This is a genomic window from Bordetella genomosp. 6, assembly GCF_002119705.1.
Lineage (GTDB): Bacteria > Pseudomonadota > Gammaproteobacteria > Burkholderiales > Burkholderiaceae_B > Bordetella > Bordetella bronchiseptica_F.
Genome location: NZ_CP021107.1, coordinates 4,072,596 through 4,097,602, shown reverse-complemented (window position 1 = coordinate 4,097,602; position 25,007 = coordinate 4,072,596). Strand labels below are relative to the sequence as shown.

Genomic DNA, 25,007 nt, shown 5'->3' with positions numbered 1-25,007 from the left:
AATTTTCCAGTGTTACCGTGCGATGACTCCGGACAAAATAAATCATCGCAACATGTTGTTTTTAAAAAGAAAAAGGCATTCCACGGAAAATGGAATGCCTTTACCCGGAAGGCCCGGGTATTAATCGCGCGGGGATACTCCTATGCGCTGGCCGCGGCCTGCGGCTGGACCCCGTTCAACGCAAAATCGAAGATATCGAAGTTGCGCAGGCCGCCTTGCGCGGCGCGCGCGCGATAGGCCGGCGACAGCGGCTGCGACAGGAAGAACGGCACCGGCTGTTCGGAGTAGCCGCCATGCGAGCGCAGCGGATGGTCGCCGACCGTGGACAAGTCATGTTCGTCGGCGCGCGAGCCCAGCACGTACGATTCGTGCGAGATGACGACGAAGTCGGCCTCGCGGTCCAGCGGCAGGCCCAGCCGCTGCGCGGCCTGCTCGCGCGACAGCACTTCCTGCACGCCGTCGATGGCGGCGGCCGCCTGCATCATGGGCGCGATGTCGGCGGGATTGCGGGCATACCCGCGCACGAACGATCCCAGTGCGCCGTGGTGGCGCACGAACGGATCGGTGATCGGGCAGATGATGCGCGCGCTGCCCGCGCCGAACCGGGCTTCGAGCAGATCCTGCAGGAAGATCGCGTTGGGCCGGCCCTGGGCGTCGGTCTTGTGGGACATGCCATGGTCGGCAATGCAGGCCACTACCGCGCCGGCGTCGACGAAGGCCTGCAGGCGGGTGTCGATGGCGCGCAGGAATGCATCGGATTCCGGCTCGCCGGGCGCGTGCTTGTGCTGGATGTAGTCGGACAGCGACAGGTACAGCAGCCGGGCGCGGCCCTGGCGCAGCAGGGCCAGGCCGGCGTCCAGCACGTACAGGGACAGGTCGCCGGAATACATGTCGGGCCTGGGCCGGCCGACCAGCGCCGCCACGTCGGCCACGCCGTGCTCGGCTTCGCTGCATTGGTCGGCCTTCTCGGACGAGAAGCAGATGCCTTGCAGGCCATGGCCCAGCACCTTGCGCAGCTTGTCCTTGGCGGTGATCGCGGCGGTGGGCACGCCGGCCTGCGACATCAGCCCCAGCAGGGTGTCGCCGCGCAGCAGGGCCGCGTCGGTCATCATGATTTCGCGGCCGGTGTCGCGGTCGAGGTAATAGTTGCCGCCGATGCCGTGCACCGCCGGCGGCGCGCCGGTCACCACCGAGACATTGTTGGGGTTGGTGAACGAGGGCATGACGCAATCGGCCACGGCGCCAAACCCTTCCTCGAAGAAGCGCGCGATGGTCGGGCAGACGCCGTCGGCGATGCCGCGGGCGATGTATTCCGGGTCGCAGCCGTCGATGCAGACGACGACGGTGGGACGTTGGGGCAAGGCGTAATGACGGCCGTGCAATGCAATGGGTGCGGACATGTGGGCGTGAAACTCATGAATCAGACAGTGCGCCCAGCATATCGTGCGTAAAATGGCTTTGCTGTGATAGGTTTTGCCGGTTTCGTGAGTTTTGCTCACGCCTTTGGTCATTGATTGGTCATATTCGCCGTTTCCGCCGATGTCGCGTATTCCCCCCTTGCCGGCGCTGCGCGCCTTTCTCGCCGCCTGCCGCCGCGGCAGCTATACGGCCGCCGCCGAGGAATTGAACGTCACGCATGGCGCCGTCAGCCGCCAGGTGCAGCAGCTGGAGGAGTGGCTGGGGCAGAAGCTGTTCGTGCGCACGGGCCAGCGGATGGCGCCGACGCCGCACGCGCTGGCGTTCGCGCAGGAAGTCAGCGCGGCCATGCAGCGCATCGAGGACGCCGCGCGCCGCTACGGCCGGGGCAGCGCGTCGCGCCTGCTGCGCGTCAATGCGCCCGCCACCTTCGCCATGCGCTGGCTGATTCCGCGCCTGCCGGATTTCTATGCGCGCAATCCGGACATCCTGGTGCAGGTGCAGACCGCGACCACGCAGCAATTGACGCTGGCCGGCAGTTTCGACGCGGCCATCCGCATCGGCCCGGTCAACGCCGGCCACTTCTCGGCCTTGCCGTTCCTGGACGAATGGCACACCGTGCTGGCGGCGCCCGCCCTGCTGGCGCGCCAGCCGTTGCACACGCTGGAGCAGCTGGCCGATCACGTATTGCTGGATACCGAGACGCGGCCCGGCATCTGGCAGCAATGGCTGAACGCGGCCGGCTGCGCCGGCGCGATGCCCGCGCGGCGCCAGCGCTTCGACCACTTCTACGTGACCTACAGCGCGCTGGTCGACGGCCTGGGCATCGCATTGGGGCCGCTGCCCACGCTGGACCACGATCTGGAAACCGGGCGGCTGGTGCAGCCGTTTCCCGATCTGCGCACCCCGCCCCAGCGCTATGCGTGCCTTACGCCCGCCGGCGTGGTCAAGACGGTCGCGCATCGCCGCTTCGAGGACTGGCTGCTCGAGCGCGGCGCCTTGCTGGGGCGGGACTGAAGGCCGGCCGGGCCGCGGCTCAGGCCGTCTCGTAGACCAGGATGGCGGCGGCCAGGTCTTCCGAGGCGGTGCCCACGGCCTTGTAGACGGTGATTTCGTCGTCCGAGCGGCGTCCCGGGTGCGCGCCGCGGCACAGATCCTCCAGCGTCGCCCGCAGCTTGCCGGCGTCGAACAGGCCCAGCGCCATGGGCGAGAGCAGGTCGCCCGATTTCTCCAGCGCTTCGCCGGTGTCGACGAAGACGGAAGTGTCGGCGAAGGTGGCGTCGTCGGCTTCGCGCATGCCGGGCTGGAAGCTGCCGATGAGATCCAGGTGCGTGCCGGGCCGCAGCCACTCCCGATGGATGAGCGGCGCGCGCGACAGGGTGGCGCAGGTGATGATGTCGGCCTGGCGCGCCGCCGGCTCGAGCTCGGCGACGCAGCGGGCGCGCAGTCCCTGGTCGCGCAGGCCGGCGGCCAGGGCCTCGGCCTTGCCGGGGTCGATGTCCCAGATCTCCACGGTGTCGATGGCGCGCACGGCGGCGTAGGCGGGCGCCAGCGCGCGCGCCACGTTGCCCGCGCCCACCACCAGCAGGCGGGCGGCGTCCTGCCGCGCCAGGTAGCCGGCGGCCAGCGCCGAGGCGGCGGCGGTGCGGCGCACGGTGATCTGGTCGCCGTCGATGATGGACAGCGGCCGGCCGTTGCGCGCGTCGAACAGCGTGTACGACGAGTGCAGGCCGGGCCAGCCCCGGGCGCCGTTCTCCGGGTAGATCGTCACGTGCTTGATGCCGAGGTAGCGGCCTTCCTGCCAGGCCGGCATGATGAGCAGCGTGTCGGCGATGTCCGCGCGCCGGGCCAGCGCGTGGCTGTGGCGGCGCGGCACTTCGCAGCCGTCGACGAACATCTGGCGCAGGGCGGGGATGAGGCGGTCAAAGGGCAGGCGCGCTTCGGTCGCCTTGCTGTCGAATGTCTTCACGAGTGTGCTTCCGTCTGGAGTGTGGCGGGCCGGGTCAGCGCAGCGTGGCGGTGGGCCGGTGGTGCTGGCAGAAACCGTCCAGGAAGGTGGCGAGGTTCTCGCCCAGTTCGTCGGACAGGTAGCCGCCTTCCTGGACCAGCACGGTGGGCAGCGCCATGCCGGCGATGGCCTGGCCGATACGGGCGAAGCCGGGGGTGGTGATGCGGAAGGCGTTCAGGGGATCGCCTTCGTAGGTGTCCAGGCCCAGCGCCACGACCACCACGTCCGGCTTGAACTCGAGCACGCGCCGGCAGGCGATGCGCAGGGCCGCCAGGAAGGCCTCGTCGTCGGTGCCGATGGGCAGCGGCAGGTTCAGGTTGCAGCCCGCGCCGATGCCGCGGCCGGTCTCCTGCGCGTAGCCGGTGAAGAATGGATAGAAGTAGGCGGGGTCGGCGTGCAGCGAGACGTGCAGCACGTCGTCGCGCTCGTAGAAGATGTCCTGGGTGCCGTTGCCATGGTGCACGTCCACGTCCAGGATGGCCACGCGCGCGACGTGATGGCGCAGCCATTGCGCCGCGACCGCGGTGTGGTTGAGAAAGCAGAAGCCGCCGGCGCGGTCGCGCGTGGCGTGGTGGCCGGGCGGGCGCGACAGCGAGTAGGCCGCCGGCGCGCCTTCGATCACCAGTTGCGCCGCGGTGCAGGCCGAGTGGCTGGCCGCCAGGGCCGCTTCCCAGGTGTGGGGGCCCATGGGGCTGGACGTGTCCGCGATATGGAAGCCGGCGCGGCCGATGATGTTGACGGGATAGCCGGACTCCTCGCGCGGCGGGTGGACGTGGGGCGTGATCTCCTGGCTGGCGCCGGGCAGCGCGCGCCATTGCGCATAGCCGTTCTTGAGGAAGTCGAGATAGCGCGGGCAATGCACTTCGGCCAGGATGGCCTCGCCGAAGTCGCGCGCCTCGACGCGCTCGTGGCCGCGGCGCTGCGCGGCCGCCAGCAGGCGGTCGGCGCGCTCGGGCTGCTCGGTGCTGCGGGTGATCTGGCCGCGCACGATGAAGAACTGCGGGTCATGGCGGCGGTGGGTTTCGCTGTGGACGAATTTCATGGCTTGGACCTGTCGAACGGGAAGGGCGGGGATGCGGGCGGATCACGCCGCCAGGGTTTCAAGGGCCTGCAGCACGGCGTCGGCCATGGCGCGGGTCGACAGCGCCGGCGCGGCCGCGCCGGCCAGCAGGTCGAGCGTGCGCGCGCCGCCGGCCAGCGCGCGCTCCACGGCGCGTTCCAGCAGGTCGGCCTCGGCCGGCTGGCCGAACGTCCAGCGCAGCGCCAGCGCCAGGCTCAGTATCGCGCCCAGCGGGTTGGCCACGCCCTGGCCGGCGATATCGGGCGCGCTGCCATGCACCGGTTCGTAGAAGCCGCGGCGGCGTCCGCCGTCGTCCGCGCCGAACGAGGCCGAGGGCAGCATGCCCAGCGAGCCGGCCACCGCGCCGGCGGCGTCGGACAGAATGTCGCCGAACAGGTTGTCCGCCAGCAGCACGTCGAAGCGCGCCGGGCGCAGGCACAGTTGCAGGGCGCAGTTGTCGACCAGGATGTGCTCAAGCGCCACGTCCGGATACTCGGCGTCGCGGCAGGCCTGGACTTCCTCGCGCCACAGCAGGCCGCTTTCCAGGACATTGGATTTGTCGACCGAGCAGACGCGGCCGCCGCGCGCGCGGGCCAGTTCGAAGGCCACCCGGGCGATGCGGCGGATCTCCCGGTCGTCGTAGCGCTGGGTATTGGTGCCGACGCGGCGGCCGTCGGCCGCCTGGGCTATGCCGCGCGGCGACGCGTAGTAGATGCCGCCGGCCAGTTCGCGCACGATCATCATGTCGACCTTCTCGACGCGCTCGGGCACGAAGGGGCACAGCTCGGCCAGGGCCGGCCAATAACGCACCGGCCGCAGGTTGGCGTACAGGCCAAGTTCGCGCCGGATGCGCAGCAGGCCTTCCTCGCGCACCTGCTCCAGCGGCAGCCGGTCGTATTCCGGCCCGCCGATGGCGCCGAACAGCACGGCGTCGGCTTCGCGGATCCGCGCCAGCGTATCGTCGGTCATGATATGGCCGGTACGGTTCAGCACCTCGACGCCGAACGCCGCCTGCCCGATCGACAGCGGCAGGCCGCGCCGGGCGGCGAACCATTGCGCGACGCGCCCGGCCTCGTGGACCACTTCGGCGCCCACGCCGTCGCCGCCGATCAGCAGCAATCGATTCTGCTCGCTCAACTTCTACTCCTGGATTTGGGTATCGTAGGCCCAGGGCGCGCGCGCCCGGTGGGCCTGCTGGAACGCGTCGATGCGGTCGCTCAACCGCAGCGTGCGCTGGATCTGGTCGGCGCCGGCCATGAGGGCCTGGCGCCAGAAATCGTCGATATCGAACGGCTGCGCCAGGCGCCCGGCGGTATCGGTGATGAGGCGCTGGCGCAGGTCCACCAGCAGCGCGTGGCCAGGGGCCGCCTCGGCCGCCCGCCGCACCCCGTCCAGCGCGACGGCGTCCAGGCTGATGGGCAGCACGCCGTTCTGCAGGCAGTTGGCGCGGAAGATGTCGCCGTACGTGGTGCCGATCACGCAGCGGATGCCGAAGTCGGCCAGCGCCCAGACGGCCGATTCGCGCGAACTGCCGCAGCCGAAATTGGGCCCGCACAGCAGGATGGAGGCATGCCGCCAGGGCTCGCGGTTGAGCACGAAATCGGGGTTCTCGCTGCCGTCGGCGCGGTAGCGCAGCACCTCGAAGGCATAGGGGCCGAACTGGCCCGGGTCCAGGGCCACCAGCCGCTCGACGCGCACGATCACGTCGGTGTCGATGTTGGCCATGGGCAGGCTGGCCGCCACGCCTTGGTGTTGGATGAAAGGAGTCATGTCAGGGATGGCCGCGGTGGCGCATGGAACAGGAGCGGGGTCAGGGCAGCGGCGCGGCGATCACGCCGGCGATGGCGCAGGCGGCGGCGGTGGCGGGGCTGGCCAGGTGGGTGCGCACGTCGCGCCCCTGGCGGCCGACGAAATTGCGGTTGGAAGTGGCCACCACGCGCTGTCCGGGTTCGGCCAGTTCGCCGTTGGCGGCCAGGCACATCGAGCAGCCGGGCTCGCGCCAGTCGAACCCGGCGTCGGTGAACACGCGCGCCAGGCCTTCGGCCTCGGCCTGCCGCTTGACCGCCTGCGAGCCCGGCACCACCCAGGCGGTCACGTGCCCGGCGACGCGGCGGCCGCGCACCTGCGCCGCGGCGGCGCGCAGGTCGTCGATCCGCCCGTTGGTGCACGAGCCGATGAAGACACGGTCCACCGCCAGGCCGGCCAGCGGCGCGCCGGGCGTGACGCCCAGGTAGGCCTGGCCGGCGGCGGCGGCGCGCTGCCGCGCCGGGTCGGCATAGCCGCGCGGGTCGGGCGCGACGCCGGTCACGTCCATGGCGTCCTGCGGGCTGGTGCCCCAGGTGATCTGCGGCGCCAGCGCGCCGAGGTCCAGGTCCAGCTCGCGGTCGAACACCGCGTCCGCGTCGCTGCGCAGCGTGCGCCAGGCGGCCAGCGCCTGCTGCAGCCGTGCGCCGCGCGGCGCGTGCCGGCGGCCCGCCAGCCAGGCGAACGTGGTTTCGTCGGGGGCGATCAGGCCGATCTTGGCGCCGAACTCGATCGACAGGTTGCACAGCGTCATGCGTTCTTCGATGTCCATGGCCGCGACGGCCTCGCCGGCATATTCGACCGCATGGCCGCTGCCGCCGGCCGCGCCGATGACGCTGACCAGGTGCAGGGCCACGTCCTTGGCCGTGACGCCGGGACGGCGGCGCCCGTGCAGCCGCACGCGCAACTGGCGCGGCTTGCGCTGCACGATGGCCTGCGTGGCCAGCACGTGCTCGACTTCGCTGGAACCGATGCCAAAGCCGATGGCGCCCAGCGCGCCATGCGTGCACGTATGGCTGTCGCAGCACACCACGATCATGTCGGGCAGGGTCAGGCCCTGCTCCGGCGCGATGACGTGCACGATGCCGTGCGCGTCGTCGTCGGCGGCGATGTAGCGGATGCCGGCGGCCTGGCAGCGCGCCTGCAGGTCGTCGACCAGGCGCAGCACGATATGCGGAATGGGGCTGACACGCCCCGGCCCGGTGGCCACGGTATGGTCGGGGATGGCCACGGTCAGGTCCGGCGCGCGCACCGCCAGGCCGCGCGCGGCCAGCGCCTTCAAGGCCGGCGCGCCGCCCAGGTCGTGCAGGTAGTGGCGGTCCACGTGCAGCACGTCGCCTTCCTCGGTGGAGGCGATGACGTGGCTGTCCCAGATCTTGTCGAACAGTGTGCGTGCGGCCATGTCGTCACGGTTTGGCGGCGGCCAGGCTGGCGGTTGCGCGCGTCACGAAGTCGTTGGTGTAGGTCTGGTGCAGATCGAAGTCGCCCGCCTTGGCCACGCTGTTGTCGAACTTCTTGAGCACGCGGTAGGCCGTCTCGGCGTCTTCCTGGCGCATCAGGCCATCGGGCGAGTACAGGTGGATGCTTTTCTCGATCACGGCCAGGTACAGCGCCTTGTCGCCCAGGTAGTAGTCCGACGGCATGGCGTCGACGATCTGCTGCGGCGTGGCGGCGGCGATCCATTGCAGGGTGCGCACCATGGCGCTGGCCAGCTTCTGCGCGACTTCCGGCTGCTTTTCCAGCAGGCCGTTGCGCGCGTAGAGCACGGCGGCCGGATAGATGCCGTCGTAGACGGCGCGTGTGCCGGCCTCGGTGCGCGTGTCGGCCACGACCTTGATGTCGCCGTCGCGCTCCATCATGGTGGTGACCGGCTCGACGTTGACCACCACGTCGACCTTCTGCTGCTTGACGGCCGCCACGACCATGGGGCCCACGCCCACCGCGACGATGGACGGCGCGTCCAGGGCGACGCCTTCCTTCTGCAGCAGGTAGTTCAGCATGAAGTGGGTGCTCGAGCCCGGGCCGATGACGCCCACGCGCGCGCCTTTCAGGTCCTGCAGGCCGCGGTACTTGTCGGCAAAGCCCTTGGTCACGCCCATCACCAGGCCGGGATAGCGGCCGGTCTGCACGAAGGCGCGGATATCCTGGTTCTTGGCGTGCATCTGGATGGTGTGGTCGTAGTAGCCCATGACCACGTCGGCGCTTCCGCCCACCAGCGACTGCAAGGCCTTCGAGCCGCTGGCGAAGTCGGTGATCTTGACGTCCAGCCCTTCGTCCTTGAAGTAGCCCAGCCGCTCGGCCAGGGTCAGCGGCAGGTAGTTGACGGACGATTTGCCGCCGACGGCCAGGGTCACGGCGATGGGCTTGGCGGCGCCGGCCGAGGCGGGCAGCAGCGCCGCGCCCAGCAGGGCGGTGCAGGCGAACAGGCCGCGGGCCATCCCGCGGCGCAATGGTTGGAGCAAGTCGTGCATGATGTGTTTTCCCTTGTTCTGCTCGTCATGGAAGGACGAGACGCGTTGGCGAGGGCCGCGACGGGGCAGCCCGCGGTGTTGCGGCAAGCCGGCGTCAGGGCCGGTTTGCGGGTTGCCAGCTGAGCAGGCGCTTTTCGGCGATCGAGACCACGAAATCCAGGATGACCGCGAACAGCGTCAGCACCACGATGCCGGCGAAGACGGTATTGATGTCGAAGACGCCTTCGGCCTGCAGGATCAGGTAGCCCACGCCCGCCGACGAGCCCAGGTACTCGCCGATGACCGCGCCGACGAAGGCCATGCCCACGGCGTTGTGCAGGCTGGAGAACAGCCAGCTGGTGGCCGAGGGAAGGTAGACGTGGCGCAGCAGGTCGCGCGGCCGCGCGCCCAGCATGCGGGCGCTGGCCACCACGTTGGGGTTGACGTCGCGCACGCCCTGGTAGACGTTGAAGAACACCACGAAGAACACCAGCGTCACGCCCAGGGCCACCTTGGAGCCGATGCCCAGGCCGAACCATACGGCGAAGATGGGCGCGAACACCACGCGCGGCATCGAGTTGATGGCCTTGATGAACGGGTCGAACACGGCGGCCCAGAACGGGTGCAGGGCCAGCCACAGGCCGACCGCCAGCCCCGTCACGCTGCCCAGCCCGAACGACAGCAGCGTCTCGGCCAGGGTGACCAGCAGGTGCGGATAGATCTCGCCGCTGGCGAACCAGTCGGCCACCGTGCGCGCGACTTCCACGGGCTGGCCGAAGAAGAACACGGGCAGCACGCCGGTCTCGCTGAGCAGGTGCCAGGCGGCCAGGAAACCGGCCAGGATGGCGAGCCGGGTGACGGCCACCAGCGTGGCGCGCCGGGCGGGGCGCGGCCGGCGCGCGGCCGGCAGGGATTCAGTGCGTGCGGCCAGCATAGGCTTTCAGGACCTCGTTTTTCATGGCGTCCCAGATCTTCCGGTGCAGTTCGGAGAACTCGGGGGTCAGGCGGATTTCGGACACGTCGCGCGGGCGCGGCAGGTCGATGGCGAATTCGGCGATGGGGCGCGTGGCCGGGCCGGCCGACAGCACCACCACGCGGTCGGACAGCGAGATCGCTTCCTCCAGGTCGTGGGTGACGAACAGCACGGTCTTGCGGCTGGACATCCACAGGTCCAGCAGCTCGTTTTCCATCAGCAGGCGGGTCTGCACGTCCAGCGCGCTGAACGGCTCGTCCATCAGGATGATGTTGGGATCGAGCACCAGGGTCTGCGCCAGCGCCACGCGCTTGCGCATGCCGCCGGACAGTTCGTGCGGCAGCTTGTGCACGTGCGCGGCCAGGCCGACGCGGGCCAGCCAGTCGCGGGCGCGCGCCTCGGCCTCGGCGGCCGGCACGCGGTGAAACGCCAGGCCTGCCTTGACGTTGTCCAGCGCGCTGCGCCAGGGCAGCAGGGTATCGGCCTGGAACAGGTAGCCGGCGCGCGTGTTGACGTCGGCCAGGGTTTCGCCGAAGACGCGCACGCGGCCGGCCGACGGCTGCATCAGCCCCGCCACCAGATTGAGCAGCGTGGATTTGCCGCAGCCCGTGGGCCCGACGATGGAAACGAATTCGCCCTGGGCGATCGATAGCGTGGTGGCGGCCAGCGCGGCGTAGTCCTTGGCGGGGGTGGAACCGAAGTAGGTTTTTTCGGCCCCCTGGAACTCGATGGCTGGGGTGGCGTCACCGGGCGTGCCGTTGACGGGCGTGGACATGGCGGAATCCCCTTGAGAAATGCTCTGGACGGCTGTTGCCGATCTCGGATGCAAATTCTAGGGAGGGCGCGGCGGCCCGGGTAGCGGTCTTGTACGAAGGCTGCTTCGCGGATCGCGCGACCCGGGTTTACCCTGATGGGCGCGCGCGGCCGCTATTCGACGCCGGCGAAGCGCTGTTCCTGCAGGAAGGTAAGCAGCATGCGCGCGGCCACGGGCAGGCGCTCCAGGTCCTTGACGCAGACGTACAGCTGGCGCGCCGCCCAGGGTTCGTCCAGGGGCACGGGCGTGACCGCGATGGAGCGGTTGATCTGGTTGAGGTAGTGGCGCGGCACCACGGCCACGCCCAGGTCCTCGTGCACCATCTGGCACAGCGTGTCGAACGCCGAGATGCGCATGCGCGGCTTGATGTCGCGGCCCAGCTCGCGGGCGGCTTGCAGGATGAGGGACTCCAGCGTGCTGCCCTTGCGCGGGCCGACGATTTCGTAGTCCAGCAGCTGTCCCAGCTTGAGCGCCGCGCACGAGGCCAGCGGGTGGTCGTCGGGCACCAGGGCGGTCAGCACATCCATGTGATAGGGGAACATCTGCAGGCCGGCCGTGTTGGCGCCGGCGAACATGATGCCCAGGTCCGCCGTCCCTTCGTGCACGGCATCGGCCACGATCTGGCTGACGTCTTCCTGCAGGTCCACCCGGATGCCCGGGTAGCGCTGCAGGAACAGCGCGAGCTCGCGCGGCAGGTACTGGCAGGTGGCCGCCATGGTGGTGATGATGCGCACGTAGCCCGAGATGCCGTTCTCGTCGCCATGGGCCATTTCGCTCATCTGCGCCAGGTCGCGCATGACATTGCGCACGTAGGGCATCATCTGCTCGGCCAGGGGCGTGGGTTCGATGCCGCGGTGGTTGCGGATGAACAGTTCCCGGTTGAGCATCTGCTCCATGTCGGTGATGCGCTTGCTCAAGGCCGACGGCGCGATGAACTCGCGTTCGGCCGCCTTGGACAGGCTGCGCTCTTCGTAGACGGCGACGAACAGGCGCAGGGTCACCAGGTCAAAGCGTAGCCTTTGCATTTCTTCGTTCCCATAAGCCATGACCCGGGCGCGCGGCGGCGGCCTGCGCGGCCCGGCATGGTTGGAAAGTATATCCGCCGGTCCGCGCGGCGCCGCCGCGCGCGCCGATACAATATCCGGCCCCACCACGTTTTTCCGCGGCATGCGCATCAGCGAGACATTGAAGGCCTGGGCCAGGCGCATCAAGCGCGACGGCGTGACGCTGTGGTTCGCCGTCAGGCACCCTGGCACGCCGTGGTACGCGAAAGCGCTGGGCCTGCTGGTGGTGGCCTACGCGCTCAGCCCCATCGACCTCATCCCGGATTTCATCCCCGTACTGGGGTATGTCGACGATGTCCTGTTGCTGCCCGGCCTGATCTGGCTGGCCATCCGCATGGTGCCGCCCGATGTGCTGGCGCAATGCCGCGGCCAGGCCGACGACTGGATGCGGGTGCGGGGCGGCAAGCCGCGCGTGCGCGCCGGCGCGGTGCTGGTGGTGGCGGTCTGGCTGGCAGTCGGCGCGGCGCTGTGGTGGTGGCTGGGCGCGTAGGCCGCGCATGCCGGAACGCCGCGCCTACGGGACGATGGCGTAGACCGCCGCCGATACGCGCGGCGGTCCCTGCCTTCAGTTCCCTGGCCGGCCGATCCACTTGCCTTCGCGCACCAGGCTTTCCACGGTTTCGACGATGAGCGATTCCATGGCCAGCGCGGCATTGGATGCCGGCGCGTTCTCCAGGCGGCACAGGAACACCTGCCGCTCGACCTGCGGGTTGACCAGCCGGGCGGCGCAGACGCGGCGCTGCAGCACGTCGGCGCGCACGGCGGGATACGACAGGATGGTGTAGCCCAGTCCTTCCGCGCACAGGGAGATCAGCTGCGGCACGGCGTCCACGTCGGCCAGCACGCGCATGCGGGTCTGGGCCTGGCTGGCGTGGCGCTCGATCAGCTGGCGCAGGCTGTGCCGATGCGATGGCAGGAACAGCGGCAGCGCCGCAATGTCGTGGAAATCGACTTCCCGCATCCGCCGGTGGTCATCGCGCGAGCCGTTTGCTCCGAACGCGCCGGGCGGGCCGAGCAACACCAGTTCTTCGTCGATCAGCTTGCGATACCGCAGGCCGCTGTTCCTCTCCCGCAGAAAGGTGATGCCCAGGTCGACATTGCGGTCCCGCAGATGGCCGGGCACGTGGCCGGTGGAGCTTTCGATGATCTGCAGGTCGAGCCTGGGCCAGCGCCGCAGCGCCTCCTGCACCAGGCGCACGGTCAAGGCCATGCCGGTCGATTGCGACATGCCGATGGACACCGGCCCGGTCGGCTCGCTGGCCGCGTCGCGCACATCGTCGCAGGCGAACTGCGCGCGCGCCAGCAGGTCCTGGCTGTGCGCCAGGAAGCGCTGCCCGGCCGTGGTCAGCACGATGCCCCTGGCCGTGCGTTCCAGCAGGCGCACGCCCAGCTCCTCTTCGATGCGCTTCATGTGCAGGCTCAGCGCAGGCTGGGCCACATGCACTTCGCCGGCCGCCTTGGAGATGGAGCCGCAGGTCGCGACCGCGACGAAATATCTGAGGTTTCGTAGATCGATGGGCATGCGGGCGTCCGCCGTTGCTCAGGGCCATAACGCTTCAATATACCTTTCATCCTGATTATGTATTGGCCTTATGGGTCGGGCAGCCCAGATAATCCGGTCCACAACAAAGGGACCAAGGAGACAAAGCATGCCCACCCGCCGTTCATTCATGCTGGGAGCCGGCGCGCTGCTGGCCGCGCCCGCCCTGGGCTCGCCCGCGTGGCCGTCCAAGCCCCTGCGCATCGTCGTGCCCTTTCCGCCGGGCGGGCCGACCGATTTCGTCGTGCGCCAGCTGTCGGTGCCGCTGGCGGCCGCGCTCGGCCAGCCCGTCGTGGTGGAAAACCGGCCCGGCGTCAGCGGCAACCTCGGCGCCCAGGCCGTGGCCGAATCGGAGCCCGACGGCTATACGCTGATCCACAACACCGTCGGGGTGCAGGCCATCAACCCGCTGATGTTTCCCAACGCCCGCGTCGATCCGCGCAAGGACTTCATCGGCATCGCGACGACGGCGACCATGCCGAACGTGGTGGTCGTCAATCCGGCCAGGCTGCCGGTCACCTCGCTGCGGGAGCTGGTGGAGCTGGGCCGCGCGCAGCCCAACCGGCTCAGCGTCGCCACCTTCGGGCCGGGCACCTCGGCCCACATATACGGCGCGCTGCTGCAGAAGATCGGCGGCTTTACCGCCGTCGAAGTGCCGTATCGCGGCAGCCCGCTGGCGCTGACCGATGTGATCGGCGGGCAGGTGGACTTCCTGTTCGACAGCATGACCACCAGCATCGGCCACGTACAGGCCGGCACGCTGCGCGCGCTGGCCGTGACGGCGCCGCAGCGCACCACGCTGCTGCCCGACGTGCCCACCATGGCCGAGGCGGGATTCGGCGGCATCGACCTGAAGTTCTGGTTCGCGCTCTATGCGCCGGCGCGCACGCCGGCGCCCATCGTCGAGAAACTGCGGGCAGCGATCTACAAGGTCGTGTCCGAGCCGGCCTATGCCGAAGGGCTGCGGGCGCGCGGCGCCGAGCCGCTGCTGGTCGCGCCGCCGGCGCTGGAGCAGTTCCTCGCCACCGACACCCAGCGCTGGTCGGACGCCGCGCGCCAGGTCGGCATCAAGGCCCAGGCATGACGGATGGCGCCATCGGCTACGGCGTCAACGAAGGCATCGCCGAAATCATCCTGGCGCGTCCGCCGGTCAACGCGCTGGACCTGGCCACCGTGCGCTTGCTCATCGCCGCGCTGGCGCGGGCGCGGCAGGACGCCGCGGTGCGGGCCGTGATCATCGGCAGCGCCACGCCCGGGCGGTTCTGCGCGGGGCTGGACCTCGGCCAGGTGCAGGGGCGCTCCACCCTGGAGATGCACGAACTGCTCTCCACCCTGTACGTGGCGCTGCATCAGGCGCAGGCCGGGCTGGGCAAGCCCTCGATCGCCGCCATCGATGGCGCGGCGCGCGGCGCCGGCATGACGATCGCGATCTCATGCGATGTCCTGGTGTGCGATGCAAGCGCCACGTTCGGCTATCCGGAGATCGACGTCGGGCTGATTCCCGGCATCCATTTCGCGCACCTGCCGCGCATCGTCGGCAAGCACCGCGCGTTCGAGCTGTTGTTCAGCGGGCGCGCCTTCGACGCCGCCGAAGCCGCGTCGCTGGGCCTGGTGAACCGGGTGGTGCCGGCCGGCCAGGCCATGGCGCAAGCCCGCGCGATGGCGCGGATGTTCGCCGCCAAGCCGCCGACCGTCATGCGCCTGGCCCGCGCGGCATTCGTGCGGACCGTCGACATGGGCTACGAGCGCAGTGTCGCCGAGGTGGTCGAAACCTTCTGCACCATCGCGGGCACGGAAGAGGCGCGCGAAGGCGTGGCGGCGTTCGCCGGCAAGCGCGCGCCCCGTTGGGCGAGGTAGGCGGCGCCGGCGGACGCCGACCGTGGCGAGCGGACGCTACTCGGCCGAAATCCCGGCTTCGCGGATCACGGTCGACCAGCGGGCCTGGTCCTGCGCGATCCGCTGCGCGGCCTGCTGCGGCGTCGAGGGGTTGACGCTGGCGCCGCGTTCGGCCATCAGCTTGCGGGTGGCGGGCTCGTCGATCGCCTGGCTGAGCGCCTGGGATATTTTCTGCACGACATCGTCAGGCGTTCCGGCCGGCGCCATGATGGCGCCCCACGATACGGCGGCGAAGTCCTTGGCGCCGCCTTCGGCCAGGGTGGGCACGTCGGGAAACTCGGGGTCGCGCTGCGCGCCGGAAACGCCCAGCGCGCGCAGCTTGCCGGCCTTGACCTGCGCGGCCGCCGAAGGAATGGAATCCAGCATGGCGTCCAGGCGGCCGCCCAGCAGGTCGGTCAGGGCGGGGCCGCCGCCCTTGTACGGCGCATGCAGCAGCTTGATGCCCGCGCTGTGCTGGAAATATTCCATGAACAAGTGGCTGCCGCCGCCCACGCCGGACGATCCATAGACCAGCTTGCCGGGGCTGGCCTTGGCCAGTTCGATGAACTCCTGCGTGGTCTTGGCCGGCAGATCGGGCCGCACCACCAGCATGTGCGCCGTTTCGTAGGTCAGCCCTACCGGCGTGAAGTCTTTCTGCACGTCGAAGTTGATCGATTTGTACAGGTACGGGTTGGCGGCCAGCACGCCCTGGGTGCCGTACAGCAGGGTGTAGCCGTCCGGCCGGGCGCGCGCCACCACGGAGGCGCCGATGTTGCCGCCGGCGCCGCCGCGGTTCTCCACCACGATGCTGGCGCCGAGCTTTTTCTCCAGCGCCTGGGCGACGATGCGCGCCGTGATGTCGGTCACGCCGCCGGGCGGGAAGGGCACGACCAGGGTGATGGGCTGGCTGGGGAAGGCTTGCGCGCCGGCCAGGGCAGGCGCCAGCGCCGCGGCCGCGAGCAGCGCGACGAATGATCTTCTGGTTGTCATGATGTCTCCGGTACTGGGCGCGGGACGACATGGACGGCGTCCCGGCTATGAAAGCAGGCGCCCATGCTGACAGCAGGGGGCGGCGCGGGCAAAGGATATTTTTGCGTGACACTGTTCCCCTGGCTCACAGGGGCCTGGCGTTGCTGTTCCCCGCGCGGCGTCGAAGTGGCATCCGCGAGAGAAAAATTCACAGCCTCGTTCGAAAAACTCGTTTGCGGCGATCATGCCGGCCTGGCTATCCTGCCAGGCTGCACATCGTGGCGCGCCGGGCATGGCGCGTCCGGTGTCCCCAATGCTGCAACAACGGAGACGAAACTATGAGCGACGCTGCGCTTTCGCGCATCGGCTTTATCGGGCTGGGCGCCATGGGAGGGCCGATCTGCGGCCACCTGGCCGCCGCCGGACATGACGTGGCGGCCTACGACATCCGGCCGACGGCGGTGGACGCGGCCGCCGCGCGCGGCGCGCGTCCCGCGGCCAGCGTGCGCGAAGCCGCCAGCGACGCGCAATTGCTCGTGCTCATGGTGCACAATGCCGCGCAGGCCGACGCCGTGCTGTTCGGCCAGGGCGGCGCGGCTGCCGCCCTGCCGGCCGGCGCCGTGGTGTGGCTGGCCAGCACTGTGGCGCCGGCCTATGCGCGGGGCCTGCAGGCCAGCTTGCGCGAACGCGGATTCGGCATGGTCGACGGTCCGGTCAGCGGCGGCGCCACGGGCGCGCAGGCCGGCACGCTGACGATCATGGTCTCTGGCGATGCGCCGTCGCTGCGGGTTGCCGAGCCGGCCATGCGCGCATGCTCCAGCGTCATCCACCAGGTGGGCGAGGAGGCGGGCGCGGCGTCAACGGTCAAGCTGGTCAACCAGTTGCTGACCGCTTCGCATATCGCGCTCACGGCCGAAGCCCTGGCGCTGGGCGCGCGCGCCGGCGTCGATCCCGACGTGCTGGTGGAAGTGATTTCGCAGAGCGCCGGCGCGTCGCGCCAGTTCGAGAAGCGCGCGCCGCGCATGGCGGCGGGCGATCATGCGCCGCAGTCCACCGTGGACATCTTCCTGAAAGACCTGGAGATCGCGCTGGACGCGGCGCGGGCGCTGCGCTTTCCCGTGCCCATCGCCGCCTCGGCGCATCAGGTATTCAGCATGGCGGCCGGCGCCGGCGACGGCCCGAACAGCGACACCACGGTGTTGCGCGTCTATGAACGCAACGGCGGGGTCGATGTGGCGGCCGCGCGCAAGGAGGCATGATCCATGTCGGAAGAATGCAAGCATAGGGTCGACGAGGGCGCGCCACGCGGCGCCGTCCTGCTGGCGCCCACCACCACCAAGCTGCCGGACGCCGCGCCGGGCGCGGTCATCGTGTCCGGTTCGCATGGCGGGCGGTATCCCGGCTACGCCGTGGCCAGCGCCGGCGTGCGCGCGGTCATACTCAACGATGCCGGCGTGGGCAAGGACGGCGCCGGCATAGGCTCGCTGCCCTACCTGGAGGCGCTGGGCATCGCGGCCGCGACGGTATCGCACGCGACGTGCCGCATCGGCGACGCCCAGGACATGATGGCGCGCGGCACGATCAGCCACGCCAACGCGGTGGCCGCCGCCTGCGGCGTCGCCGCGGGCCAGCCGTGCGCCGAAGCGGCCGAGCTGCTGCGCGGGGCGCCGCTGCGCCGTGTCGATCCGCCCCCCCTGGGCGAGGCGCGCTCGGAGGATGCACCGGCTGGCGCGGTGCGCCGCATCGTGCTGCTGGACTCGGCCGCGCTGGTGGAGCCCGGCGACGCCGGCCAGATCGTGGTGACGGGATCGCACGGCGGCCTGGTGGGCGGCGTGCCGGCCATGGCCTTGCGCACCGACGCCTATGCCGCGGTATTCAACGACGCGGGAGGCGGCGCCGACGACGCCGGCCTGACGCGCCTGCCGGCGCTCGACGAGCGCGGCATCGCCGCCTTCGTCGTGGCCGCTGGCAGCGCCCGCATCGGCGAGGCCGTGTCGTCGTACCGCGACGGCGTGATTTCGCGCGCCAACCAGACCGCGCAGCGGCTGGGCGCCGTGCCCGGCGCGCCGGCCCTGCAGGTGCTGCAGGCCTGGGCGATGGGCAACCCCTATCGGATCTGAACTTTCTTTCTAGCAGGTTGAACGATGTCCGCAGCAACATTCAAGGCCAAGCTGGCCGCCCGCCAGACGGCTTCGCTGGTCAACCCCGACCATCCCAGCAGCAGCCTGGTCAGCTTCATGTGCACGCTGGGCGTGGATGCCTTCATGCTCGATTGCGAGCAGGGCAGCCCCAGCTTCGAGAACATCGAGGACATGACGCGCGCGGCCAGGCTGGGCGGCGTGGCCTCGCTGGTGCGCATTCCCTCGCCCGAACCCTGGACCATCGAACGCTACATGATGCGCGGCGTGGACGGGCTGGTCGTGCCGCGCCTGGACGACGCCGCCACCGCGGCGCGCGTGGTCGACGATATCCGCTATTGCGCGCCGCGCGATTTCGACGCAAAGACGGTGATCGTGCAGATCGAGTCCGCGCAGGCGGTCGCGGGCCTCGATGACTTCCTGGCGGTCGATCATATCGACTGCTATTTCATCGGCGTGGTGGACCTGTCCAAGAGCATGGGCTTTCGTGGCGACTACAGCGGACCCGAGGTCATGGCGGCGCTGGACGATACGGTGGCCCGCATCCTGCGCGCCGGCAAGTGCGCCGGCATCATGGTCAAGGAGCGCGACCTGGCGGCCTGGGCCGGCAAGGGCGTGTCGATGCTGTACACCCACCTGAACGACTTCGCGGCGATGGGCGCGCGCAGCTGGCGCGCCCTGGCCGGGGTGGACGGCGTATGAGCCAGGGCGGACCGGTCTGCTTCTACGGCGACGATTTCACCGGCGCCACGGCGCACCTGGCCGGCTTCCACGAGGCCGGCCTGAATGCCCTGATGTTTCTGCGCACGCCCACGTTGCAGCAGGCGCGGCGCCATCTGCCCGACGAGGACGTCCTGGGCGTGGCAGGCATAAGCCGTTCGCTGGCGCCGGCCGCGATGGACGACGAAGTGCGCCCGGCGTTCGCACTGTTTCGCGAGCTGGGCGCGCGCCAGGCGCACTACAAGGTCTGTTCGACTTTCGACTCGTCGCCGCGCCTGGGCAGCATCGGCCGCGCCATCGAGATCGGACGCGCATGCTTCGGCGCGGCGCCCGTGCCGGTGGTGCCTGCCTGCCCGTCCTTCGGCCGCTATGTGGCGTTCGGAACCCTGTATGCGCAGGCTGGCGATACGGTCCATCGGCTGGATCGCCATCCCACCATGTCGCGCCATCCCGCCACCCCCATGAACGAGGCCGACCTGCGTCGCCACCTGGCCGCGCAGACGGCGCTTGCCGGCGCGCTGGTGGACTGGCGCGCGGTGCGCGCGGGCGGCCAGGCGCTGGCGCAGGCCTGGCGCGAGGCCGTGGCGGGCCAGCCGGGCATGGTCGTGTTCGACACCCTGGAGGATGCCGACCTGGATCGCATCGCCGCCATGCTGTGGGAGGTCTCGGCGGCGCAGCCGCTGTTCTGCGTGGCCGCCCAGGGGCTGGCCGAAGGGCTGGGGCGCCACCTGGCGCGCGCCATGCCGGCGCGGCGTGCGGCGCAGGCGCAGATCCTCGATGCCGGACCCATGCTGGTTCTGTCGGGCAGCGCCGCGCCGCAGAATGCCGCGCAGATCGCGCGCGCCCTGGCGGCGGGCTGGCAAGGCATTCGCGTCGATATGGCGCGCGCCCTCTCGGAAGCGGACCGTCCGATGCTGGCTCGCGAGGTGGGCGAGGCCGTGCTGGCGGCGTTGCGCGCCGGCCGCAGCGTGGTGGTGTACACGGCCCAAGGGCCCGACGACCCCGCCATCGGACAGGTGCGCGGCCTGGGCCTGCCGGACGAGGTTTCCGTGGCGGCCGTGACCGGCTCGCTGTTCGCGCAATGGGCGCGCCTGGCCGTGCAGCGCGCGGGCCTGCGCCGGCTGGTGCTGGCCGGCGGCGATACCTCCAGCCTGGCCATGCGCGGCCTGGACGCCTACGCGCTGCGCATCGCGGCGATCGCGCGCCAGGGCGGCCGCCTGTGCCGGCTGGTCGCCGAGCAGGACTGGCTCGACGGCGTCGAGGTGATGCTCAAGGGCGGCCAGGTCGGCGGGCCCGATGCTTTCGTCGATGCCGCGCGCGCCGCGGCATGGCGCGCATAGCGCGAGCGGCGCGCGCCGGCATGGCGGCGCCGGCCGCCCGCCTTCAGGCGGGGCGCACGGGCTTGCCGCGCGCCAGCGCCGCGGCCAGTTCCGGGCGCGATTGCGCATAGGCGCGCAAGTCCTGCCCGGCGATGGCCGCCTCCCATGCCTGGCGCAGGCTGGCGCAGCCGGCCGCCAGGCCATCGGGGTGGCCGAAGATGCCGCCGCCCGAGGCGAAGATCAGGTCGGTCGTGCCCACGCCACGGTAGGTAGGCGCCACGTCGAAAATGGTGGACCCGCCCGAGAACACGGGCAGGGCGCGGTCGTCCGCGGCGCCGGGCTGGGTGTCCAGCGGTGTCAGGCAATCGTGGGCCGCCTGCAGCACGCTGTCGGCATGTTCCCAGAACTTGCCGCCCAGGCCGCTGACATGCAGGTGATCGGCGCCGGCCAGCCGGTGCAGCAGCTGATACGGCTGGAAATCCATGCCCAGCGCCGGGCAGCGCGTCATCATGGCCCAGCCGGCGCGATGGCCATGGATGGGCAGCTGGCTGTGGCGGCGCAGCGCCAGCAAGGCGGACAGGCCGACGCTGTTGAGGTTCACCATGATGCAGGTGCCGCCCGCCTGCAGCACGGCGTCGTGATGGCGGCGCATTTCGTCCAGGCCGTCGGTGATGTTGACGGCGTACATGGCGCGCCGGCCGGTGCGCTGGGCCGCCTCGTCCAGCGCGCGCAGCACCAGGGCGGCGCGCCGGGCCACGGGCGAATAGGGCGGATTGGCCAGCAGCTCGTCGTCCTTGATGAAATCGACGCCGCCTTCGGCGAGCTGGCGCGCCATGGCCGCCGTCTGCTCCGGCGCCAGGCCGATGTTGGGCTTGACGATGCTGCCGATCAGCGCACGCCCGTGCACGCCGGCCAGGCGGCGCGTGCCGGCTATGCCGAAGGCCGGCCGCGGCTGCGCCGCGATGAAGGATCGCGGCAGCGCGACGTGTTCGAGCCGGATGCCGCTCAGGCGCCGCATGCCGGTCTGGTTGCCGAGCAAGGTGGTAAGCAGCATGGGCAGCGAGTCGCCGATGTTGTGCAGCGGCCAGGACAGCGTCAGGCGCGCCCGGTGCACAGGCTGCCCGGACGCATGGGGCACGGGCAGGCTGGGCGCCGCGGCCGGCGGCAAGGCCTCGATGCGCTCGACGCGGGCGCCGAAATCACGGATCAGGGCATCGGTTTCGCCCGGCATGCGCGTGGACGTGGCGGTGGATTGTTCGCCGGCCAGCTCCTGGGCGACGCTTGCGACGTCGTGGGGCGTCTCGATCAGATAGGTCGCTTCGAAGCGATCGGACATCTTGGATGTTTCCTTGTTGCGGACAGGGCGGCGCCGCGAGCGCGGGCGCGATGCCGACCATTGTCCCGGCGCGGCGCGGGGCGCGGCAAACGAGATTTGCGCGGCGACATGTGCGCTAAACTCACAGCTCCATCCTGTGCGCGCCGGTGCGGGCGCGCCGCCGGCTCTCCTGCCATGTCACGCATTCCTTCCTTTACAACCCTGCGGGCCTTCGAAGCGGTGGCCCGCCTTGGCAACATGACGCGCGCCGCCGAGGAACTGTCGGTGACGCACAGCGCCATCAGCAAGCAGGTCCAGGCGCTCGAAGAGGAGTTCGGCATCCAGCTGCTGCGCCGCATGCCGCGCGCCATCGAGCCCACGCCCGAAGGCGCGCGGCTGGCCGCCACGCTGGGCACGGCCTTCGGCCTGATAGAGGCCGGCATCAACCAATTGCGGCCGGGTCCGCTGTCGCTGTCGTGCTCGGCCAGCATCATGATGCGCTGGCTGATCCCGCGCCTGGCGAACTTCAAGAAAATGCGGCCGGACATCGACCTGCGCGTGTCGGCGGACCACGGGCCGGTGGATCTGCTGCGCGAAGGCATCGACGTGGCGATCCGCAACAACGTCGTGCCCACGCCGCAGGACGTCGTGATCAAGCCGTTGATGCGCGAATGGGTGGGGCCGGTCTGTTCGCCGGAATACGCCAGCTCGGTTCCCTTGCGCGCGCTGGCCGACCTGGGCGCGGCCCGGCTGCTGACGACGTCATCGCGTCCGGACGCCTGGTCCGACTGGGCGGCGCTGTCAGGCTGGACCGGCGAGCCGCTGGCCGAACACGAGTCGTTCGAACATTTCTACCTGGTGCTGCACGCCGCCGCCTGCGGACTGGGCGTGGCCATGGCGCCGCGCTTCCTGGTCGCCGACGACCTGGCGTCGGGCCGGCTGGTGGCGCCGTTCGGCTTCCTGGAGGGGCGGCGCACCGTGGTGCTGTGGATCACCCCGCAACTGCGCACGCGCGAGGACATCCGCGCGCTGACCGATTGGCTGCAGGCCGAGGCCTCGCAGGCGGACGCCGGCTGAGCCGGCGCGCAGCCGGACCCGGCCAGCCGCCAGGCGGCGTACCAGTCCATCGTCGATGCGCTGGAACACGCCGGGCGGCTGGCGGACGAGGGCTAGGCGCGTCAGCGCGCGGGGCGGGCCGGTTGCGACACGCTGGCCAGCGTGTCGCCGCCGCCGCCCGCCTTGACCGCCACGTCGCCCAGCGAGACCACGCCCACCAGTTGCTTGTCGCGGTCGACCACGATCACCCGGCGTATGCCGTTGTTCTCCATCTTGGAGCGCGCGTCTTCGACGCTGTCGTCCTCGTAGCACCAGACCGGATGCTCGGACATGGCCTCGCGCACGCTGGCCTTCTCGGGCGCGACGCCCTTGGCGGTGCAGCGCACCGTGATGTCGCGGTCGGTCACCACGCCGACCAGCCGCCGGCCGTCGCAGATCGGCAGTTCGCCGACGTCCAGGTCGGCCATCAGCTCGGCCGCCCGCCGCACGGTCTCCTGGTCGGTGAGATAGGCGGGTTCCTTGGTCATGATTTGGGATAAATGCTTCATCGAGATCTCCTGTCTGAACAGTGACGCATCCCGCTTGGCGCACGGCGCGGCGCGGGACCGGCGGATGCCGGCTGCGTCGTGCTGCGCAGCATGAGGCGTGCCAGGCAGCGCAGCGCCGCGCCTAGGCGCCGATTTCCTGCCGGACCACGCGGTGCCAGGCCTGGACGATGGCGCTGTCGCCATCCCCCTTGAGCCAGGCGCCATGCACGACGGATTCGACCGTGCTGTCTTCGATGGCGGAAAACCGTATGCCGGGCAGGTCCGCGCGCGACAGCGCGCGCGGCACCAGGGTGATGCCCATGCCCTTGGAGACGCACGCCACGACGGTCAGCCAGTGGCGGACCTGGTGCTTGATGTCGGGATGAAAGCCAGCCGCCAGGCAGCGGGCGACGACCTGGTCGTAGTACGACGGCGAGAACGTGCGGGAGAACAGCACGAAGGGCTCGGCGCGGAAGTCGGCCAGCTTCTGCCGGCGCCGATGGCGCGCCGGATGCTTCTCGGGCAGGCACAGCAGGAAGGGCTCGCGCAACAGTTCGCTGGCGGCGATTTCGGCCGGCAGCCGGGTGCTGTGCACGAATCCGTAATGGATGTGCCGGCGCAGCAAGGCCGGGATCTGGTCCGAGGTGCTGAGCTCCAGCAATTGCAGGTCTACGGTGGGGTACGTGGCGCGGAACCGGTCCACCGCGCGGTCCAGGCCCCGGTAGAGCATCGACGCGAAGAAACCCACGCACAGCACGCCGTCCAGGCCGCCATGCACGCGCGCCGCGACGTCGGCGGCCTGGCGCACCTGCGACAGGGCCTTGCATGCTTCGCCGTAGAACGCCGTGCCGGCCGGCGTCAGCCGGACGTCGCGCGAGGATCGCTCGACCAGCGCGAAGCCCAGCTGCTCTTCCAGCTGGCGGATGGAGACGCTGAACGGCGGCTGCGAAATATTGCAAAGCCTGGCCGCGCGCCCGAAATGCAATTCCTCCGCGAGCGCGGCGAAGTGCTTGAGATGGCGCAGTTCTATTCCGGTAGTCATTCGCGTGGCGTATCGATCGTTCCGGGAAAGATATTGGACGCAAGGCGGGTCCGTGGCCGACATTATGTCCCGATTCCCGCCGCGCCGGTCCATTCCGGAACCGGCCGCCGCGGCAAGAGGAGAACGGGATGGCGCAGTTCGTACAGTACGAAGTCGTGGAAGGGGTCGCGGAAATCACCATGAACCGCGGCCCGGTCAATGCGATCGACATGCAGCTGGCGCGCGAGGTGGTCGACGCCTACCAGCGCGCGCGGCATGACGACGCGGCGGGGGCGGTCATTCTCAGGAGCGCGCTGCCCACGGTGTTTTCCGCCGGCGTGGACCTGAAGGTGGCGCTCGAATTCGACGGCCAGGCGTTGCGCCGGCTGATCGAGGTCTTCTACTACGAGATGCACGAGGCGCTGTACCGCATGGGCAAGCCGGTCATCGCGGCGGTCAACGGGCACGCGCGCGCCGCCGGCGTGACCTGGGCGGTGTCCTGCGACATGGTGATCGCCGCCGAGGAGGCCGGGATGGGCTATCCGGAGATCGACGTGGGGCTGCTGCCGGCCATGCACCTGGTGCACCTGCCCCGCCAGGCCGGACGCCACCGGGCGGCGCAGCTGCTGTTTACCGGCGATATCGTCAGCGCGCGCGAGATGATGGCGCTGGGCGTGGTCAACGAGGTGGTGCCGCGCGACCAGGTGCTCGAGCGCGCCCGCGCGCTGGCCAGGCGGCTGGCGCGCAAGTCGCCGCTGGCGATGCGGCTGCTGCGCGACGCCTTCATGCGCGCCAATGACCTGGACTACCGGCGCGCCATGGAAAGCGTGGTCGAGACGATGTGCCTGTTGAAAGAGTCGGAGGATTCACGCGAGGCGCTCAGCGCGTTCGTGGAAAAGCGCGAGCCGGTATTCCGGGGACGCTAGTCCGCCGTTGGCG

General features: G+C 70.3%; 25 protein-coding genes. 10 read left to right on the top strand and 15 right to left on the bottom strand.

What is annotated here, in order from left to right; genetic code table 11:
- Window positions 1–140 precede the first annotated feature (140 nt).
- Entirely contained in the window at window positions 141–1,400 is a 1,260-nt protein-coding gene (gene phnA / locus CAL11_RS19320) for a phosphonoacetate hydrolase (protein ID WP_086093897.1), read from the bottom strand.
- A gap of 139 nt (window positions 1,401–1,539) precedes the next feature.
- On the opposite strand from phnA, the gene CAL11_RS19315 reads away from it, so the two are divergent.
- Window positions 1,540–2,433, top strand: a complete 894-nt coding sequence (locus tag CAL11_RS19315) for a LysR substrate-binding domain-containing protein (RefSeq protein ID WP_086093896.1) — start codon at window positions 1,540–1,542, stop codon at window positions 2,431–2,433.
- A gap of 19 nt (window positions 2,434–2,452) precedes the next feature.
- Here CAL11_RS19315 and CAL11_RS19310 read toward each other — a convergent pair whose 3' ends face one another.
- From CAL11_RS19310 to CAL11_RS19270, 9 genes are all read right to left on the bottom strand, one after another.
- Window positions 2,453–3,385 (bottom strand): ornithine cyclodeaminase family protein, encoded by a 933-nt coding sequence (locus CAL11_RS19310; protein ID WP_086093895.1) that lies wholly within the window; start codon window positions 3,383–3,385, stop codon window positions 2,453–2,455.
- A gap of 34 nt (window positions 3,386–3,419) precedes the next feature.
- Window positions 3,420–4,466 (bottom strand): histone deacetylase family protein, encoded by a 1,047-nt coding sequence (locus CAL11_RS19305; protein WP_086093894.1) that lies wholly within the window; start codon window positions 4,464–4,466, stop codon window positions 3,420–3,422.
- A 42-nt stretch (window positions 4,467–4,508) separates the two neighbouring features.
- Window positions 4,509–5,621, bottom strand: a complete 1,113-nt coding sequence (gene leuB / locus CAL11_RS19300; protein WP_086093893.1) for a 3-isopropylmalate dehydrogenase — start codon at window positions 5,619–5,621, stop codon at window positions 4,509–4,511.
- A gap of 3 nt (window positions 5,622–5,624) precedes the next feature.
- On the bottom strand, window positions 5,625–6,254 hold the full coding sequence (gene leuD / locus CAL11_RS19295; RefSeq protein WP_086093892.1) for a 3-isopropylmalate dehydratase small subunit: 630 nt from the start codon (window positions 6,252–6,254) through the stop codon (window positions 5,625–5,627).
- A gap of 40 nt (window positions 6,255–6,294) precedes the next feature.
- Window positions 6,295–7,689, bottom strand: coding sequence for a 3-isopropylmalate dehydratase large subunit (gene leuC / locus CAL11_RS19290; RefSeq protein ID WP_033461840.1), 1,395 nt, complete (start codon window positions 7,687–7,689; stop codon window positions 6,295–6,297).
- 4 nt (window positions 7,690–7,693) lie between these two features.
- Window positions 7,694–8,758 carry an ABC transporter substrate-binding protein gene (locus tag CAL11_RS19285; RefSeq protein ID WP_033461839.1) on the bottom strand — a complete coding sequence of 355 codons (1,065 nt, stop codon included), beginning with the start codon at window positions 8,756–8,758 and terminating at the stop codon, window positions 7,694–7,696.
- A 94-nt stretch (window positions 8,759–8,852) separates the two neighbouring features.
- Window positions 8,853–9,605 (bottom strand): ABC transporter permease, encoded by a 753-nt coding sequence (locus CAL11_RS19280; protein WP_080699687.1) that lies wholly within the window; start codon window positions 9,603–9,605, stop codon window positions 8,853–8,855.
- Between the two features lie 46 nt (window positions 9,606–9,651).
- Entirely contained in the window at window positions 9,652–10,485 is an 834-nt protein-coding gene (locus CAL11_RS19275) for an ABC transporter ATP-binding protein (RefSeq protein WP_033461838.1), read from the bottom strand.
- Between the two features lie 152 nt (window positions 10,486–10,637).
- Window positions 10,638–11,549 carry a LysR family transcriptional regulator gene (locus CAL11_RS19270; protein WP_033461836.1) on the bottom strand — a complete coding sequence of 304 codons (912 nt, stop codon included), beginning with the start codon at window positions 11,547–11,549 and terminating at the stop codon, window positions 10,638–10,640.
- A gap of 142 nt (window positions 11,550–11,691) precedes the next feature.
- On the opposite strand from CAL11_RS19270, the gene CAL11_RS19265 reads away from it, so the two are divergent.
- A complete protein-coding gene (locus CAL11_RS19265; protein WP_086094635.1) occupies window positions 11,692–12,078 on the top strand; it encodes a YkvA family protein in 387 nt (128 codons plus the stop codon).
- 75 nt (window positions 12,079–12,153) lie between these two features.
- Here the strand turns inward: CAL11_RS19265 and CAL11_RS19260 are convergent, their stop codons facing one another.
- Window positions 12,154–13,110, bottom strand: a complete 957-nt coding sequence (locus CAL11_RS19260) for a LysR family transcriptional regulator (protein ID WP_086093891.1) — start codon at window positions 13,108–13,110, stop codon at window positions 12,154–12,156.
- Window positions 13,111–13,237: 127 nt separating this feature from the next.
- Here CAL11_RS19260 and CAL11_RS19255 point away from each other — a divergent pair, with 127 nt between their 5' ends.
- Window positions 13,238–14,212: a Bug family tripartite tricarboxylate transporter substrate binding protein gene (locus CAL11_RS19255; protein WP_086093890.1), complete on the top strand. Its 975-nt coding sequence runs from the start codon at window positions 13,238–13,240 to the stop codon at window positions 14,210–14,212.
- Window positions 14,209–14,985, top strand: a complete 777-nt coding sequence (locus tag CAL11_RS19250) for an enoyl-CoA hydratase/isomerase family protein (protein WP_086093889.1) — start codon at window positions 14,209–14,211, stop codon at window positions 14,983–14,985. Before CAL11_RS19255 ends, CAL11_RS19250 begins: the two co-directional genes overlap by 4 nt.
- Before the next feature lie 36 nt (window positions 14,986–15,021).
- On the opposite strand, the gene CAL11_RS19245 is transcribed toward CAL11_RS19250, so the two are convergent.
- Window positions 15,022–15,993: a Bug family tripartite tricarboxylate transporter substrate binding protein gene (locus CAL11_RS19245; RefSeq protein WP_086093888.1), complete on the bottom strand. Its 972-nt coding sequence runs from the start codon at window positions 15,991–15,993 to the stop codon at window positions 15,022–15,024.
- A 317-nt stretch (window positions 15,994–16,310) separates the two neighbouring features.
- Between CAL11_RS19245 and CAL11_RS19240 the strand changes: the two genes are divergently transcribed.
- The 4 genes from CAL11_RS19240 to CAL11_RS19225 are packed head-to-tail and all read left to right on the top strand — an operon-like array spanning window position 16,311 to window position 20,170.
- On the top strand, window positions 16,311–17,231 hold the full coding sequence (locus CAL11_RS19240) for an NAD(P)-dependent oxidoreductase (protein ID WP_086093887.1): 921 nt from the start codon (window positions 16,311–16,313) through the stop codon (window positions 17,229–17,231).
- A gap of 3 nt (window positions 17,232–17,234) precedes the next feature.
- Complete coding sequence (locus CAL11_RS19235; protein ID WP_086093886.1) at window positions 17,235–18,092, top strand: hypothetical protein; 858 nt, start codon at window positions 17,235–17,237, stop codon at window positions 18,090–18,092.
- 24 nt (window positions 18,093–18,116) lie between these two features.
- The gene (locus CAL11_RS19230; RefSeq protein ID WP_068925160.1) at window positions 18,117–18,812 is read left to right on the top strand and encodes an HpcH/HpaI aldolase family protein; all 696 of its coding nucleotides are present in this window, start codon (window positions 18,117–18,119) and stop codon (window positions 18,810–18,812) included.
- Complete coding sequence (locus tag CAL11_RS19225) at window positions 18,809–20,170, top strand: four-carbon acid sugar kinase family protein (protein ID WP_086093885.1); 1,362 nt, start codon at window positions 18,809–18,811, stop codon at window positions 20,168–20,170. The genes CAL11_RS19230 and CAL11_RS19225 overlap by 4 nt, the downstream gene beginning before the upstream one ends.
- Window positions 20,171–20,213: 43 nt before the next feature.
- Here CAL11_RS19225 and CAL11_RS19220 read toward each other — a convergent pair whose 3' ends face one another.
- A complete protein-coding gene (locus CAL11_RS19220) occupies window positions 20,214–21,485 on the bottom strand; it encodes a ribulose-bisphosphate carboxylase large subunit family protein (RefSeq protein WP_086093884.1) in 1,272 nt (423 codons plus the stop codon).
- 174 nt (window positions 21,486–21,659) lie between these two features.
- Here CAL11_RS19220 and CAL11_RS19215 point away from each other — a divergent pair, with 174 nt between their 5' ends.
- Window positions 21,660–22,541: a LysR family transcriptional regulator gene (locus CAL11_RS19215; RefSeq protein ID WP_086093883.1), complete on the top strand. Its 882-nt coding sequence runs from the start codon at window positions 21,660–21,662 to the stop codon at window positions 22,539–22,541.
- Window positions 22,542–22,642: 101 nt separating this feature from the next.
- Here CAL11_RS19215 and CAL11_RS19210 read toward each other — a convergent pair whose 3' ends face one another.
- Window positions 22,643–23,068, bottom strand: a complete 426-nt coding sequence (locus CAL11_RS19210) for a CBS domain-containing protein (RefSeq protein WP_086093882.1) — start codon at window positions 23,066–23,068, stop codon at window positions 22,643–22,645.
- 121 nt (window positions 23,069–23,189) lie between these two features.
- Window positions 23,190–24,089: a LysR substrate-binding domain-containing protein gene (locus tag CAL11_RS19205; protein ID WP_086093881.1), complete on the bottom strand. Its 900-nt coding sequence runs from the start codon at window positions 24,087–24,089 to the stop codon at window positions 23,190–23,192.
- Window positions 24,090–24,217: 128 nt separating this feature from the next.
- Between CAL11_RS19205 and CAL11_RS19200 the strand changes: the two genes are divergently transcribed.
- Complete coding sequence (locus tag CAL11_RS19200; RefSeq protein ID WP_086093880.1) at window positions 24,218–24,994, top strand: enoyl-CoA hydratase/isomerase family protein; 777 nt, start codon at window positions 24,218–24,220, stop codon at window positions 24,992–24,994.
- Window positions 24,995–25,007 lie beyond the last annotated feature (13 nt).

What these genes read in the sequence shown, in the direction of transcription:
- CAL11_RS19210 (WP_086093882.1), bottom strand. Translation starts at nt 23,068, where the DNA reads ATGAAGCATTTATCCCAAATCATGACCAAGGAACCCGCCTATCTCACC.
- leuC (WP_033461840.1), bottom strand. Translation starts at nt 7,689, where the DNA reads ATGGCCGCACGCACACTGTTCGACAAGATCTGGGACAGCCACGTCATC.
- leuD (WP_086093892.1), bottom strand. Translation starts at nt 6,254, where the DNA reads ATGACTCCTTTCATCCAACACCAAGGCGTGGCGGCCAGCCTGCCCATG.
- CAL11_RS19215 (WP_086093883.1), top strand. Translation starts at nt 21,660, where the DNA reads ATGTCACGCATTCCTTCCTTTACAACCCTGCGGGCCTTCGAAGCGGTG.
- CAL11_RS19245 (WP_086093888.1), bottom strand. Translation starts at nt 15,993, where the DNA reads ATGACAACCAGAAGATCATTCGTCGCGCTGCTCGCGGCCGCGGCGCTG.
- CAL11_RS19270 (WP_033461836.1), bottom strand. Translation starts at nt 11,549, where the DNA reads ATGCAAAGGCTACGCTTTGACCTGGTGACCCTGCGCCTGTTCGTCGCC.
- CAL11_RS19220 (WP_086093884.1), bottom strand. Translation starts at nt 21,485, where the DNA reads ATGTCCGATCGCTTCGAAGCGACCTATCTGATCGAGACGCCCCACGAC.
- CAL11_RS19225 (WP_086093885.1), top strand. Translation starts at nt 18,809, where the DNA reads ATGAGCCAGGGCGGACCGGTCTGCTTCTACGGCGACGATTTCACCGGC.
- CAL11_RS19205 (WP_086093881.1), bottom strand. Translation starts at nt 24,089, where the DNA reads ATGACTACCGGAATAGAACTGCGCCATCTCAAGCACTTCGCCGCGCTC.
- CAL11_RS19315 (WP_086093896.1), top strand. Translation starts at nt 1,540, where the DNA reads ATGTCGCGTATTCCCCCCTTGCCGGCGCTGCGCGCCTTTCTCGCCGCC.
- CAL11_RS19285 (WP_033461839.1), bottom strand. Translation starts at nt 8,758, where the DNA reads ATGCACGACTTGCTCCAACCATTGCGCCGCGGGATGGCCCGCGGCCTG.
- CAL11_RS19240 (WP_086093887.1), top strand. Translation starts at nt 16,311, where the DNA reads ATGAGCGACGCTGCGCTTTCGCGCATCGGCTTTATCGGGCTGGGCGCC.
- CAL11_RS19260 (WP_086093891.1), bottom strand. Translation starts at nt 13,110, where the DNA reads ATGCCCATCGATCTACGAAACCTCAGATATTTCGTCGCGGTCGCGACC.
- CAL11_RS19230 (WP_068925160.1), top strand. Translation starts at nt 18,117, where the DNA reads ATGTCCGCAGCAACATTCAAGGCCAAGCTGGCCGCCCGCCAGACGGCT.
- CAL11_RS19265 (WP_086094635.1), top strand. Translation starts at nt 11,692, where the DNA reads ATGCGCATCAGCGAGACATTGAAGGCCTGGGCCAGGCGCATCAAGCGC.
- CAL11_RS19250 (WP_086093889.1), top strand. Translation starts at nt 14,209, where the DNA reads ATGACGGATGGCGCCATCGGCTACGGCGTCAACGAAGGCATCGCCGAA.
- CAL11_RS19235 (WP_086093886.1), top strand. Translation starts at nt 17,235, where the DNA reads ATGTCGGAAGAATGCAAGCATAGGGTCGACGAGGGCGCGCCACGCGGC.
- CAL11_RS19275 (WP_033461838.1), bottom strand. Translation starts at nt 10,485, where the DNA reads ATGTCCACGCCCGTCAACGGCACGCCCGGTGACGCCACCCCAGCCATC.
- CAL11_RS19200 (WP_086093880.1), top strand. Translation starts at nt 24,218, where the DNA reads ATGGCGCAGTTCGTACAGTACGAAGTCGTGGAAGGGGTCGCGGAAATC.
- phnA (WP_086093897.1), bottom strand. Translation starts at nt 1,400, where the DNA reads ATGTCCGCACCCATTGCATTGCACGGCCGTCATTACGCCTTGCCCCAA.
- CAL11_RS19255 (WP_086093890.1), top strand. Translation starts at nt 13,238, where the DNA reads ATGCCCACCCGCCGTTCATTCATGCTGGGAGCCGGCGCGCTGCTGGCC.
- CAL11_RS19305 (WP_086093894.1), bottom strand. Translation starts at nt 4,466, where the DNA reads ATGAAATTCGTCCACAGCGAAACCCACCGCCGCCATGACCCGCAGTTC.